Source organism: Pseudoxanthomonas sp. JC1303 (assembly GCF_058448525.1).
Genome location: NZ_CP185958.1, coordinates 682450 through 696146 on the forward strand (window position 1 = coordinate 682450; position 13697 = coordinate 696146).

A 13697-nucleotide genomic window follows, 5' to 3' on the forward strand; every position below is an offset into this window, starting at 1 on the left:
AGGGCGTTGGCGCCTGATGGCTTCAAGCAGGTGGCGCGCTGGCCTTGCGCAGGCGAGCGTAGAAAAAGCCATCCATTCCCGCTTCGCCGGTCAGACGCTGGCGGAAGGCGGCCTGCTGGCCACAGGCATGGCCGAACGCCGCGCCCGGATCGTCCACCACGGCCTCGGGATGCCGCTGCAAGAAGGCATCGACCTGGTCGGCGTTCTCGGCGGCCAATAGCGAACAGGTGGCGTAGACCAGCGTCCCGCCCGGGGCCAGCACCTGCCAGGCCGCCTCGAGCAGCCGGGCCTGCAGCGCGGTGAGCGCGACGATATCGGTGTCCCGGCGATGCAGCAGCACGTCGGGCTGGCGACGCACGATACCGGTGGCCGAACACGGCGCGTCCAGCAGCACCGCATCGAAGGGCACTCCGTCCCACCACGCGTCCGGCACGCTGGCGTCCGCCGCCTTCAGGTCCGCCAGCACCCCGACGCGTTCGAGCGTCTGGGCCACGCGGCGCAGGCGCCGGGCATCGACGTCCAGTGCGGTCAGCCGCAGCCCCGGCTGGCGCTCCAGCAGGTGCGCGGCCTTGCCACCGGGCGCGGCGCAGGCATCCAGGACCCGGGCCTGGTCCTCCAGGGTGAACAGATCCGCCACCTGCTGCGCCGAGCCGTCCTGAACCGACAGTGCGCCGTCGGCGAAGCCGGGCAGGCCCGCCACGGCCACCGACCCGGGCAGGCGTAGCGCATCGGGCAGAGTCTCAAAGATCTCGGTCTCGAACCCCGCCTCGGCGAGCGTGGCGCGCCTGGCATCCCGGTCCGCCAGGCGCCGGTTGGCGCGCAGCCACAGCGGCGCGGCCTGTGCGCTGGCCGCGAAGATCCCGTCCGCGTGACCCGGCCAGTCGGCCCGCACCTGCTGCGCCAGCCAGCGTGGCCAGGCGGCCGAGGCATCAACCTGCGGGACGCCCTCGCGCTGGGTTCTGCGCAGCAGCGCGTTGACCATCCCCGCCTGGTGCGGGCGGCCCAGGGTCCGTGCCGCCTCGACCGTGGCCGACAGGGCGGCATGGGCCGGCAGGCCCAGGGAATCCAACTGCGCCATGCCCGCCAGCAGCAACGCGCGCAGTTCGTTGTCGCGCGCCTGCAGCGGACGTGGCATCCAGGCGGCCAGTGCCGCGTCGTACCCTGCCCGCCCGCGCAGCGCGGCGAAGCAGATCGCCTCCAGCAGGGCGCGATCGCGGGTGTCCTCCAACCGGGGCAGCGATGTCGCCAGCTCCGCCTTGAGCGAGCGGCCGCGGTGCAGGACGGCATCCAGCACGCGGGCCGCCATCACCCGCACCACGACGCCGGCCTGGGTGCTCATGCGCTGATCAGGTCGCGTCGTGCGTTGAGATAATCGGCGGCAGTAATGGCCTTGCCGCCCTCGCGCTGGACGGTCCGCAGGCGCAGCGCGCCCTGCCCGCAGGCGATGTCCAGGCCCTGCCTGGACGCCATCAGCAAGGTCCCCGGGGCGGCCTGATGACGCAGCTCCAGCGCCACGGCGCCATGGATGCGCAGGCGCTCACCGGCCACGACGCCTTCGGCGATCGGCCAGGGCACGAAGGCTCGGACCTTGCGCGCCAGCACCTCGGCCGGCTGCTGCCAGTCCAGCCGCGCCTCGGCCTTGTCCAGCTTGTGGGCGTAGGTCACCCCGCCTGCCGGCTGCGGGGTCGGCACCGGTCGCATGCCGGCGCGCAGCAGGCCCAGGCCGTCGGACAGCACCTGTGCGCCCAACTCGGCCAGTCGATCATGCAGCTGGCCACCGGTGTCGGTGTCGGCGATCGGCGTGGCCTGGCGCAGGAGCACCGGCCCGGTGTCCAGTCCGGCCTCCATCTGCATCAGACACACGCCGCTTTCGGCATCGCCGGCCTCGATCGCGCGCTGGATCGGCGCGGCGCCGCGCCAACGCGGCAGCAGCGAGGCATGCACGTTCCAGCAGCCGAAGCGGGGAATCTCCAGCACCGCACGGGGCAGGATCAACCCGTAAGCGACCACGATCATGATGTCCGGGGCCATCTGCCGCAGTGCCGCCTGGCTGTCTGGATGCTTCAGGGTCTCTGGCTGCAGCACCGGGATGCCGCGCTTGACCGCCTCCAGCTTGACCGGCGAGGCCGCCAGCCCGCGACCGCGCCCGGCGGGGCGATCAGGCTGGGTGTAGACCGCGATCACTTCATTGTGGCGGGCGGCCGCACGCAGCGACGGCACGGCGAAGTCCGGCGTGCCGGCGAAGACGATTTTCATGGGTGACGGCCCTGATCCTGAAATACAAAAGCGCCCCGCCTACGCGGAGCGTGGAGCCGGGCTCCCGCGGGAACGCCCGGCAGGCTCACCTCAAGCGGCGTTGCGGCGCGCCTTGGCCAGCTTCTTCTTGACCATCTCGCGCTTGAGCGGGGAGAGGTAATCCACGAAGAGCTTGCCGTCCAAGTGGTCCATCTCGTGCTGGATGCACACCGCCAGCAGACCGTCGACGTGCAACTCCTGCGCGGTCCCGGTGCGATCCAGGAAGCGGACGGTGATCTCATCGGCGCGGGTGACATCGGCGAAGATGCCCGGGACGGACAGGCAGCCTTCCTGATAGACCTGTTCGCCGGCCTTGTCGACGATTTCGGGGTTGATGAACACCCGCGGGTCGCCCTTCTCTTCACTGACGTCGATCACCATGAAGCGCTTGTGGACATCCACCTGGCTGGCGGCCAGGCCGATGCCCGGCGCGTCGTACATGGTCTCGAACATGTCGTCGAGCAACGTCTGGAAAGCCGGGGTACCGACCTCTTCGGGCGCGACCGGCACCGCGCGCGTGCGCAGGCGGGGGTCGGGAAATTCAAGGATGGGGAGCTGTGCCATGGTGGGACCTACATGGGGCGCCAGCGTGGATCTGGCAAGTCATCGGTCATTCTAGCGCAGCGCCTGCCGACGCAGCGCTTGCGCCGGCCTGTAATTTCTGGACTATAGTGCCGACCGCCTGTTGGGGAATCAGGTACATACCGCCATGTTCAAACACTTTCGTACAGCTGCGGCTGTCGCGTTCCTGACCCTTGCCGCCTACGCGACCGCGCAGGAAATGGTCGGCGACCACCCTGACACCTATGTGGTGAAGAAGGGCGACACCCTGTGGGACATCTCCGCGCGCTTCCTCAAGAAGCCCTGGCTGTGGCCGGAGATCTGGCAGGCCAACCCGCAGATCGCCAACCCGCACCTGATCTATCCGGGCGATGTGATCTCGCTGGCCTACCTGGACCGGGTGGCGAGCGTGCAGCCCGGCCCGCGCCAGGACGCACCGATCAACGGCCTGCCCCTGTCGGATATCGAGCCGTTCCTGCGCAACATGCGCGTGGTCGACGATTTTGAGGACCTGCCCTACGTGGCCGGCCTGCAGGACGACCGCCTGCGTGCGTTCGGCGACCAGGACGTCTACGTGGTCGGCCTGGACGCGGCCCAGGTGGGCCAGCGCTATGCGGTGGTGCGCCCGACCAAGCTCTACGACGAACCCAAGCCCAGCTACGACCTGGACAGGCAGGGCGACTACATCAAGGGCGAAGGCAGCCTGTGGAAGCAGGTCGAGGTTCCCAACGAGCACAGCGACTTCCTTGGTTACGAACTGGAGCAGATGAGCGTGGGCACCGTCACGGCGGTGGACGCTGACGGCGAGACCGCCACGATCAAGCTGGAAGGCAACGGCCGGGAAGTCCGCGCCGGTGACCGGATCCTGCCGGTCCAGGCCCAGCCTTATGACCTGCAATTCTTCCCGCATCCGCCCAAGACCGCGCTGGAAGACGGCAAGGTGCGCATCATGTCCGTGGCCGATACGATGTCCTACGGTGGTGCACACGACGTGGTCGCCCTCTCCGGCGGCGCCCGCGAGGGCCTGGACAACGGCACCGTGCTGTCGGTGTGGCGCCCGGGCAGCTACAAGCTGGACCCCTTCAAGGGCAACACCTCGCGCATCGCCGAGACCAAGCAATCCGGCCAGGGCCGCAACAAATTGCCCGACCAGTACGCCGCGCACGTGATGATCTTCCGCACCTTCGACAAGGTCAGCTACGGCCTGATCATGGAAGGCTCGGCGCCGTCGCGCGTGGGCTACTTCCTGCGTGATCCGGACGCCGGCCAGCCGACCACCGCGACCGCCAGCCTGGACTGAGCGGAGTTTTCCTACGCGGATCGAGGACGGCGCCTGAGGGCGCCGTCCTCGTCTGGACGCCACGCTGGCGCCATGGACGAGGAACTTCACGCCCTGCTGCGCCTGATCCTGGCCGGTGGCGCGACCGCCCCGAGACGGCGACTCCTGGACACGCACCCCAGCGCCGCCGCCGCCCTGGCCGAAGGCGTCGGCGCCTGGCGCGCGGCTGGCCTGGACGAACGGCGATGCGAACGCCTCAAGACTCCGAACGAGGCCGCGTTGGCGCGATGCGCCCACTGGCTGGAAGCGCCCGGGCACACGCTGCTGCATTGGCGCCACGGCGATTATCCGTCGCTGCTGCGACAGATCGCCTCGCCCCCGCTGGCGCTGTTCGTCGAAGGCGATGCCAGCCTGCTGTGCCACCCCGGGGTGGCCGTGGTCGGCAGCCGTCAGCCCACCGCTGGCGGCGCCGACCACGCGCGCCGTTTCGCCCAGGCGCTGGCCGCGGCGGGCTTCACCGTCATGAGCGGCATGGCCGCAGGGGTGGATGCGGCTGCGCATCAGGCGGCGCTGGCCGCCAATGGCAGGACCGTGGCCATCGTCGGGACCGGCACGGACCTGGCCTATCCGGCCCGGCATGCCCCTCTGCGCAAGCGCCTGGTCGAGGCCGGCGCGGTCGCCAGTGAATTCCCGCCGGGCACCCAGGCCCGAGCGCCGCACTTCCCCAGTCGCAACCGCGTGCTGGCGGGGCTAGCGCTGGGCACCCTGGTGATCGAGGCGGCCGAACGCTCCGGCGCCTTGATTACCGCCCGGCTTGCGGCCGAGGCCGGACGCGAGGTCTTCGCCCTGCCCGGCTCGATCGACAACCCCATGGCCCGCGGCTGTCACCGCCTCATCCGTGACGGCGCCCTGCTGGTCGAGGATCCCGAAGAGGTGATCGCCGCCCTGGCGCCCCTGCTCGGACAGCTGGCCCAAGGCTTGCATGAGAGCCAAATGCCGGTGGCACACGGCCCCCGCGAGGGGGCCGTTCAGCCCAGGGCACCACAGGACCCTGACTACCAGAGCTTGTGGAACGCACTGGGCCACGACCCTACCGGTATGGATGCGCTGGTCGAGCGAACTGGATTGACGGCCGCCACACTGTCCTCCATGCTGCTGGTCATGGAACTGGATGGGCAGGTAGCGGTCGAACACGGGCGCTACTCACGCAGATCGTAGTTTTCCCACCTCCACAGTGCTTTGGAAGCACAGGCCGAGGGCAATGAAAGAGAGCATCCTGGACGTCCTGCTGTATCTGTTTGAACACTATTTCACCGAAGACGCCGACCCGGTCCGCGACCGCGACTCCCTTCAGAACGGCCTGATCCAGGCCGGTTTCAGCCCCACCGAGATCAACAAGGCCTTCGACTGGCTCGATGCGCTGGCCGAACAGCGGCCGGCCAGCACCGAGCCCCGTGTCGACGGGCCGACCCGGGTGTTCTACGGCCCCGAGCTTGAAAAGCTCGACGTGGAAGGCCGTGGCTTCCTGATGTTCCTCGAGCAGCACGGCATCCTGGACAGCGACCAGCGCGAGCTGGTGCTGGATCGGGCCATGGCCCTTGATCAGGACGAGCTGGACCTGGACGACCTGAAATGGGTGGTCCTGATGGTGCTGTTCAACCAGCCAGGCTCTGAGGCGGCCTACGCCTGGATGGAAACGCAGATGTTCGCCGACGAACCGGAGCCGGTGCACTGACGATCCGCCGCCGGGCCGGCCCGGCGGCGCAGGGATGCAAGAGGGGAACACCTTGGCGCAGTGGCACTACCAGCGTGACGCGCGACCTGAAGGTCCGGTGTCCGCACAAGAACTCGCCCGCCTGCTGCAGATGGGCGCCGTCAACGATGACACCCTGCTCTGGCGCGAGGGTCTGGCCCAATGGCAGACCCTGGGCACGGTGCGGCCGGAACTCGGGCTTGGCCCGGCTCGGCCACCGGCACCACCGCCGCTTCCTGGCGCCCCCGCCCCGGTCGCACCAAGCAAGGCACGTCGCGGCCTGTCCGGCTGCGCGATCGCGGCGATCATCGCCGTTGCCTGCGCGGTGCCTGTCCTGGCGATCCTGGCCGCTATCGCCATCCCCGCCTATCAGGACTATGTGACCCGTGCCGCGGTGGCCCAGGCGCTGCTCGAAGCCGCCCCGGTCCAGGCCCAGGTTCAGACCGCCATCGCGCACACGCCCGGCGGGCAGTGCCCCGAGAACGGCCAGCCGCCCCTGCGCGCAGCCACCGACTACGCCGGCGCGTCCCTGTCCAGCATCACCATCGGCCGCTTCGAGACGGGCGCCTGCGGGATGGAGCTGGTCCTGCATCGGCCCGAGCAGAAAAAACTGGATGGCAAGCGGATCTGGCTGGAACGCGCAGGCGAGACCTGGACGTGCAGCTCGGAGCTGCCCGACAAGGTGCTGCCCCGCCAATGCCGTTCCAGCGGATCGGCGGCTGCCGGTTCCCCATAGCCCGCGTGCCCCGCGGACATGGGCCTGGCGCGTACACGCCCCACGCCGCATTCGGCCCACGACGCCAGCACGCGCGGGTGTACCGATTCCACCTAGACCCCGGCTTGGTCTAGGCCTGCCGGCGCCGGTCGGTTAAGGTCGCGCCCGGGGAAATTCCGAGAACCACGGGGAAACGATGTCCAACTGGTACTACGCAGACCGTGACCGCCAGCGTCACGGGCCCATGAGCGCGCCCGAGCTGACCCAGGCCTTCCGCGATGGCCACGTGGGCCTGGATGCGCTGGTCTGGCGCGACGGCCTCGCCCACTGGCGGCCGCTAAGCGAACTGGCCGGCGAACTGGGCCTGCTGGCCGACACGGCACCGCAGGCGAGCCAGCGCCCACTACCCGACGCCTGGAGCTCCGCTCCCGCCGCCGAGGCCTCCCCGTACGCGGCGCCGGCGTCCACGCTCAGCATGCAAGCCGCCCCCGTCGCCGGGGGAGAGATTGTGTATGCCGGCTTCCTCAAGCGCCTGGCCGCCTCGACGCTCGATGGCCTGATCATCGGCGCGGCGATGCTGGTCGTGCTGTTCGTCGTCGTGCTGATCATGGGCGTGGGCGGCAGCCTGTTCTCCGACCTGGAGCGGGGCCGCTCGCCGCTGGGCGGGGCGATGGGCGTGACCTTCGTGCTGCTGTTCTACCTGGTGCCGTTCGCCGTGCAGGGCGCCTACTACACCCTGATGCACGCCTCCGGCAGCCAGGCCACGCTGGGCAAGATGGCCGTGGGGATCAAGGTGGTCCGAGCCAACGGCGAGCGTCTGTCCATCCTGCGCAGCCTGGGCCGCTTCGCCGCGCTGTTCATGCTGGGCGCGGTGACCTGCAACATCACCCTGATCGCCTCGGCGGTCATGGCCGGGGTCACCGAGCGCAAGCAGGGCGTCCACGACATGATGTGCGACACCCTGGTGGTGGACCGCTGGGCCTTTACCGCGCATCCGGAGCGTCAGCGCCGCGAACTGGGCGGGGTGACCATCGCCATGCTGGTCCTGGCCGCGCTGGCCGTCCTGGGCTACGCGGCCATCATCGTCTTCGCCGGAATCGCGGGCGCCATGAGCAACCACTGACGCATCCCGGGCCACCGGCCGGCTTGACAGGCGGACCACGGCCGTGATTCCACTATAAATAGAACGAAGCTGAACGCCCGGGGCCGCAAGGACCGGGCGTCGCCTTCTTCCTCTCTCCAATCTGGCGCACACTCGCCGCCCCGCGCGGCCCGTACTGAATCGAACCCCAACTGATGCCCAAGCACCTGCTCATCGTCGAGTCCCCGGCCAAGGCCAAGACGATCAACAAATACCTCGGCAAGGACTTCACCGTCCTGGCCTCGTACGGGCACGTGCGTGATCTGGTCCCCAAGGAAGGCGCCGTCGACCCGGACAACGGGTTCGCCATGCGCTACGACCTGATCGAGAAGAACGAGAAACACGTCGACGCCATCGCCAAGGCCGCCAAGTCCGCCGACGACATCTTCCTGGCCACCGACCCGGACCGCGAGGGCGAGGCGATCAGCTGGCACATCGCCGAGATCCTGAAAGAGCGCAACCTGGTCGGTGACAAGCCCATGCACCGGGTGGTGTTCACCGAGATCACGCCGCGCGCGATCAAGGAGGCCATGACCAAGCCGCGCAGCATTGCCGGCGACCTGGTCGATGCGCAGCAGGCGCGCCGCGCGCTGGATTACCTGGTGGGCTTCAATCTCTCGCCGGTGCTGTGGCGCAAGGTCCAGCGCGGCCTGTCCGCCGGCCGCGTGCAGAGCCCGGCCCTGCGCATGATCGTCGAGCGCGAGGAGGAGATCGAAGCCTTCATTGCCCGCGAATACTGGTCCATCGCCGCCGAGTGCGCGCATCCGGCGCAGCACTTCAGCGCCAAGCTGGTGAAGCTGGACGGGCAGAAGTTCGAGCAGTTCACCGTCACCGATGGCGACACCGCCGAGGCCGCGCGCCTGCGCATCCAGCAGGCCGCGCAGGGCGCGCTGCACGTCACCGACGTCGCCAGCAAGGAACGCAAGCGCCGCCCGGCCCCGCCGTTCACCACCTCCACCCTGCAGCAGGAAGCCTCGCGCAAGCTCGGCTTCACCACGCGCAAGACCATGCAGGTCGCGCAGAAGCTGTACGAAGGCGTGGCCATCGGCGACGAGGGCACGGTCGGCCTGATCAGCTATATGCGTACCGACTCGGTGAACCTGTCGCAGGACGCGCTGGACGAGATCCGCGACGTCATCGCCCGCGACTACGGCACCGCCTCGCTGCCGGACAAGCCCAACACCTACCAGACCAAGTCCAAGAACGCCCAGGAAGCGCACGAAGCCGTGCGTCCCACCTCGGCCCTGCGCACGCCGGCGCAGGTGAGCAAGTTCCTGTCCGATGACGAGCGCCGCCTGTACGAACTGATCTGGAAGCGCGCGGTGGCCTGCCAGATGATTCCGGCCACGCTCAACACCGTCAGTGTCGAGCTGGCCGCCGGCGCCGATCACGCCTTCCGCGCCAGCGGCACCACCGTGGTGGTCCCGGGCTTTTTGGCCGTGTACGAGGAAGGCAAGGACACCAAGAGCGCCGAGGACGAGGACGAAGGCCGCAAGCTGCCCAAGATGGCGCCGGGCGACCGCATCGCACTGGACCGGATCAACGCCGAGCAGCACTTCACCCAGCCGCCGCCGCGCTTCACCGAAGCGGCGCTGGTCAAGGCGCTGGAGGAATACGGCATCGGCCGTCCCTCCACCTACGCTTCGATCATCCAGACCCTGATCTTCCGCAAGTACGTGGAGATGGAAGGCCGCAGCTTCCGCCCGTCCGACGTGGGGCGTGCGGTCAGCAAGTTCCTGTCCGGGCACTTCACCCAGTACGTGGACTACGACTTCACCGCCAAGCTGGAGGACGACCTGGACGCGGTGTCCCGCGGCGAGGAGGACTGGATCCCGCTGATGGAGAAGTTCTGGGGCCCGTTCAACAAGCTGGTGGAAGAAAAGAAGGAGTCGGTCGACCGCTCCGAAGCCACCGGCGCCCGCGAGCTGGGCACCGATCCCAAGACTGGCAAGCCGGTCAGCGTGCGCCTGGGCCGCTTCGGGCCGTACGCGGCCATCGGCAGCACCGCCGAGGACGCCGAGGAGAAGCCCAAGTTCGCCTCGCTGCGTCCGGGCCAGTCGATGCACACCATCACCCTGGAGCAGGCGCTGGAGCTGTTCCTGATGCCGCGCGCGTTGGGCGAGGACAAGGGCGAGGCGGTCAGCGTGGGCATCGGCCGCTTCGGCCCGTTCGCCAAGCGCGGCAGCACCTATGCCTCGCTGAAGAAGGAAGACGACCCCTACACGATCGACCTGGCCCGCGCGGTGTTCCTGATTGAAGAGAAGGAAGAGATCGCGCGCAACCGGATCATCAAGGAGTTCGACGGCAGCGACATCCAGGTGCTCAACGGCCGCTTCGGCCCGTACATCTCCGACGGCAAGCTCAACGGCAAGATCCCCAAGGACCGCGAGCCGGCCTCGCTGACCCTGGACGAAGTGGTCAAGCTGCTGGAAGAGACCGGCAAGCCGGTGCGCAAGGGTTTCGGCGCGAAGAAGACTGCGGCCAAGAAGACGACCGCCAAGGCCGATTCGGCCGAGAAGAAGCCGGCGGCGAAGAAGGCGACCAAGAAAGCCGCCAAGAAGACGGTGAAAAAGGCGGCCGCCAAGAAGACCGCAGCCAAAAAGACGGCCTCCAAGAAGGACGCCGCCCAAGGCCCGGCGCCGTTCTAAGAGGCCATGCGGTGAGCGCCCCGACCCTGTCGCTCCAGGATGCCGTCACGCTGCTGCACCACGGCGGCGTGCTGGCCTATCCGACCGAGGGCGTCTGGGGCCTGGGCTGCGACCCGATGTCGCAGGCGGCGGTCGACAAGCTGCTGGCGATCAAGGCGCGACCGGTCGACAAGGGCCTGATCCTGATTGCTGGCGAAGCTGCCCAACTGGCCCCGGTCCTGGACTGGAGCGCGCTGCCCCAGCCGCGCATCGCCGAGGTCATGGCGAGCTGGCCGGGCCCCAATACCTGGATCGTGCCGGCCTCGGCCCAGGCCCCGGCGTGGGTGACCGGCGCCCACGCCGGCATCGCCGTCCGCGTCACCAACCATCCCTTGGTCATCGCGCTGTGCGACGCGTTCGGCGGGCCCCTGGTCTCCACCAGCGCCAACCTGAGCGGACGCCCATCGGTGACGACGTTCGAAGACCTGGACCCCGAGCTGTTGCCGCGCCTGGATGGCGTCCTGCCTGGGGCGACCGGTGGCCTGACCCGACCCAGTGTCATCCGTGACGCGGTCAGCGGGCACGTGCTGCGGGCCTGAATCCCGGCACGGTGACCCTTTCGCCTCTGCCCGTCGGCGCGCAAGATGCGCGCATGAAGCAACACCTCCTCCTGCCCCTGTCGTTCGCCCTGGCTTGCGCGCTGTCGTCAGCGCCTGCCCTCGCCGATCAGGTCAAGGTCTATCGCTGCCAGGGCGCCGACGGCGCGGTGGCGCTGCGCGACACGCCCTGCAAGCCGGGGCAGCGTCAGGAGGTGATCGAGATGACGCGCCCCACCGATCCGCCTGCGCCGCCACCTGGCGCCACCGCGCCGGCACCGACGTCGGCGGCGCCTGCCCCGCCGCCGCCTCGCGAGGTGGTGGTCTATCGCACGCCGCCGCGCCCGATGTACGAATGCACCACCGAAGAAGGCAAGACCTACACCAGCGACAACGGCGACGGCAATCCGCGCCTGGTGCCGCTGTGGTCGCTGGGCTATCGCGACCGGCACTCACGCGGCGGCCTGGTGCCGATCGGCAATACCTGGATCCACGACAGCTGCCATCAGCTGCCGCAGGCCGAGGTCTGCGCGCGCCTGCGCGACCGTCGCTACGAGATCCAGCGCGCGTACCACAGTGCATTGCAGAGCGAGCGCCACGCCCTGGACAAGGAACAACGCGGGCTGGACGCACGCCTGGACAACGATTGCGGAGCTGACTGATGCTGTTCAAGCCCTGGGCCACGGCCACCCTGCTGCTGGCCAGCCTGTCGTGCGCCGGTGGCGCGTTTGCACAGACGACGATCTACAAGTGCACCGACGCAAAGGGCGAGCTGACCATCCAGAACACGCCGTGTCCGGACGGCAGCCGGCAGGACAAGCGCGAGGTGAAGGATGTCGCGACCCAGCCCCTGCCTCCGGCGCTGAGTGCGCCCGCACCCAGGCAGGCCACGCCGGCAAAAGATCCCGCACCCGTGCCCAGCACGCCGCCACCGCCCTTGCACCTGAGCGCGGACGATCCCACGCCCGCCGCGCCGCCTGCGCCTAGCGGGCCGGCGACCGTGATCTACCGCTGCACCGATCCCCAGGGCGCCACGACCGTGCAGAACAGCCCCTGCCCGGCCGGCAGCAAGAGCGACAAACGCGCCGTCCAGGGCGTGGCGGCCATGCCCCTGCCCTCGCCCGGCCGCCCCGCGCCCCCGTCCGCCAGCGCCCGTCCTGTGCCGCCGCCGGCCGATGCGTCGCCCTCCGCCGCCGTGCCCGCCGCGGACGATGCGCCGGTGCAGACCATCCAGACCATCAACGGCATGACCCTGATCGAGGATCCCAGCCTGCACAAGGACGATGCGGCGGCCGACGCCCTTGCCGGGCGTGGTCCTTCCAGCAGCGGCAACGATGACGACGGCGCGCCGGCAACCGATGCGCTCCCCCCGCCGATTCTGTTCAAGTGCACCACCTACGACCGCGGGACTTATCTCACCGAGCAGGCCGAACCGCAGTCACGCTGCGCGCCGCTCAAGACAGTGGGCCTGGATGGCAACGCGTTCGCCGGTTCCGGCAAGGCGTGCGAGGTCATCCACGACGTGTGCGCGCGGGTGACCGACCAGGCACTGTGTCCGGCCTGGAAAAAGCGCCTGGGCGAGGCCGAGGTCGCCTGGCGCTATGCCCGGCCACAGGACCAGGCCAGCCGCAAGGCCGACTACGATCGGGTCCGCCGCATCGTGCAGGAAACCTGCAAGCCCTAGGCGCGCGCGGCGCGTCAGACGGCCCTGTCGCTGACCAACTGCACCACGCTGGAGAAGTCCAGCCCGCCGCGCCCGGCCTGCTTGTTCATCGCATAGAGGTTGCGCGCCAGCTCGCCCAGCGGGATGGTCGCGCCCACGCCCATCGCCGCCTCCACGGCCAAGCCCAGGTCCTTGAGCATCAGGTCGTTGCCGAAGCCGCCGCTGTAGCCGCGCGAAGCCGGGGCATTCTCCAGCACGCCCGGCCAGGGGTTGCACACCTCGGTGGCCCAACTGCGCCCGGTGCTGACCGCCATCATCTGCGAGAGCACCTTCGGGTCCAGCCCATGGGCCACGCCCAGGCCGATGGCCTCGCCGGTGACCGCCATGATCACGCCCAGGGCCATGTTGTTGCACAGCTTGGCGACCTGGCCGGCGCCACTGGCACCGACGTGGAAGATGTTCTTGCCCATGGCCTGCAGCACGTCCCGGGCGCGCGCCAGCGCATCGGCCTCGCCGCCGACGATGAAGGTCAGCGTGCCGGCCTGCGCCCCGGCGGTCCCGCCGGAGACCGGGGCATCGAGCATCGCCAGCCCACGCGCGGCGGCGGCCTGGCCCACCGTGCGTGCGGTGGCCGGCGCGATCGTGCTGCAGTCGATCACCAGCGCGCCGGCGGGGATCTTGTCGAGGATCCCGTCCTCGCCCAGGTACAGGCCCTCGACGTGACGGCTGGCAGGGAGCATCGAGATCACCACCTCGGCGCCTTCCAGGGTGTCGATGGCTGAGGTCCCGGCATGCGCACCGGCGGCCACGGCGGCTTCCAGCGCAGCGGGCACCAGGTCGAACACGCGCAGCGCGTGGCCGGCCTTGACCAGGTTGGCGGCCATCGGCCCGCCCATGTTGCCCAGACCGATAAAGGCGATGTGACTCATGGTTCGGCCCTCCCAGGGCAGTCGCGATTGATTGTTCTAGCGCCGAGCTCGCTCGGCCGGAGTTTGTCGTAGAGCCGAGCTCGCTCGGCTGGAGCTTTCCCGGCCTGTGTAGAGCCGAGCTCGCTCGGCTCGGGCTTC

13 protein-coding genes are annotated in these 13697 nt (G+C 69.4%); 9 read left to right on the forward strand and 4 right to left on the reverse strand.

What is annotated here, in order from left to right; all coding sequences use genetic code 11:
• Positions 1-22 precede the first annotated feature (22 nt).
• The 3 genes from rsmB to def form a co-directional block, all read right to left on the reverse strand.
• Positions 23-1339 carry a 16S rRNA (cytosine(967)-C(5))-methyltransferase RsmB gene (rsmB, locus tag ACORQU_RS03115; protein WP_491643366.1) on the reverse strand — a complete coding sequence of 439 codons (1317 nt, stop codon included), beginning with the start codon at positions 1337-1339 and terminating at the stop codon, positions 23-25.
• Positions 1336-2256 carry a methionyl-tRNA formyltransferase gene (gene fmt / locus ACORQU_RS03120; protein WP_491643368.1) on the reverse strand — a complete coding sequence of 307 codons (921 nt, stop codon included), beginning with the start codon at positions 2254-2256 and terminating at the stop codon, positions 1336-1338. The genes rsmB and fmt overlap by 4 nt, the downstream gene beginning before the upstream one ends.
• A 90-nt stretch (positions 2257-2346) precedes the next feature.
• The gene (def, locus tag ACORQU_RS03125) at positions 2347-2859 is read right to left on the reverse strand and encodes a peptide deformylase (protein ID WP_491643370.1); all 513 of its coding nucleotides are present in this window, start codon (positions 2857-2859) and stop codon (positions 2347-2349) included.
• A gap of 145 nt (positions 2860-3004) precedes the next feature.
• Here def and ACORQU_RS03130 point away from each other — a divergent pair, with 145 nt between their 5' ends.
• The 9 genes from ACORQU_RS03130 (at position 3005) to ACORQU_RS03170 (ending at position 12651) form a co-directional block, all read left to right on the forward strand.
• Positions 3005-4156, forward strand: coding sequence for a LysM peptidoglycan-binding domain-containing protein (locus ACORQU_RS03130; RefSeq protein WP_491643372.1), 1152 nt, complete (start codon positions 3005-3007; stop codon positions 4154-4156).
• Between the two features lie 72 nt (positions 4157-4228).
• The gene (dprA, locus tag ACORQU_RS03135; protein WP_491643374.1) at positions 4229-5353 is read left to right on the forward strand and encodes a DNA-processing protein DprA; all 1125 of its coding nucleotides are present in this window, start codon (positions 4229-4231) and stop codon (positions 5351-5353) included.
• Positions 5354-5396: 43 nt separating this feature from the next.
• Positions 5397-5870, forward strand: a complete 474-nt coding sequence (locus ACORQU_RS03140; RefSeq protein WP_271646921.1) for a DUF494 family protein — start codon at positions 5397-5399, stop codon at positions 5868-5870.
• Positions 5871-5904: 34 nt separating this feature from the next.
• Positions 5905-6624 carry a GYF domain-containing protein gene (locus tag ACORQU_RS03145; protein WP_491643376.1) on the forward strand — a complete coding sequence of 240 codons (720 nt, stop codon included), beginning with the start codon at positions 5905-5907 and terminating at the stop codon, positions 6622-6624.
• A gap of 175 nt (positions 6625-6799) precedes the next feature.
• A complete protein-coding gene (locus ACORQU_RS03150; protein WP_491643377.1) occupies positions 6800-7726 on the forward strand; it encodes an RDD family protein in 927 nt (308 codons plus the stop codon).
• A gap of 173 nt (positions 7727-7899) precedes the next feature.
• The gene (locus ACORQU_RS03155; RefSeq protein ID WP_491643379.1) at positions 7900-10392 is read left to right on the forward strand and encodes a DNA topoisomerase I; all 2493 of its coding nucleotides are present in this window, start codon (positions 7900-7902) and stop codon (positions 10390-10392) included.
• Positions 10393-10403: 11 nt separating this feature from the next.
• A complete protein-coding gene (tsaC, locus tag ACORQU_RS03160) occupies positions 10404-10970 on the forward strand; it encodes an L-threonylcarbamoyladenylate synthase type 1 TsaC (protein ID WP_491643381.1) in 567 nt (188 codons plus the stop codon).
• A 53-nt stretch (positions 10971-11023) separates the two neighbouring features.
• Positions 11024-11629, forward strand: coding sequence for a DUF4124 domain-containing protein (locus ACORQU_RS03165; RefSeq protein WP_491643383.1), 606 nt, complete (start codon positions 11024-11026; stop codon positions 11627-11629).
• Positions 11629-12651, forward strand: a complete 1023-nt coding sequence (locus tag ACORQU_RS03170; protein ID WP_491643385.1) for a hypothetical protein — start codon at positions 11629-11631, stop codon at positions 12649-12651. The genes ACORQU_RS03165 and ACORQU_RS03170 overlap by 1 nt, the downstream gene beginning before the upstream one ends.
• 14 nt (positions 12652-12665) lie before the next feature.
• Here ACORQU_RS03170 and mmsB read toward each other — a convergent pair whose 3' ends face one another.
• Positions 12666-13559: a 3-hydroxyisobutyrate dehydrogenase gene (gene mmsB / locus ACORQU_RS03175; RefSeq protein ID WP_491643387.1), complete on the reverse strand. Its 894-nt coding sequence runs from the start codon at positions 13557-13559 to the stop codon at positions 12666-12668.
• Positions 13560-13697: the final 138 nt, after the last annotated feature.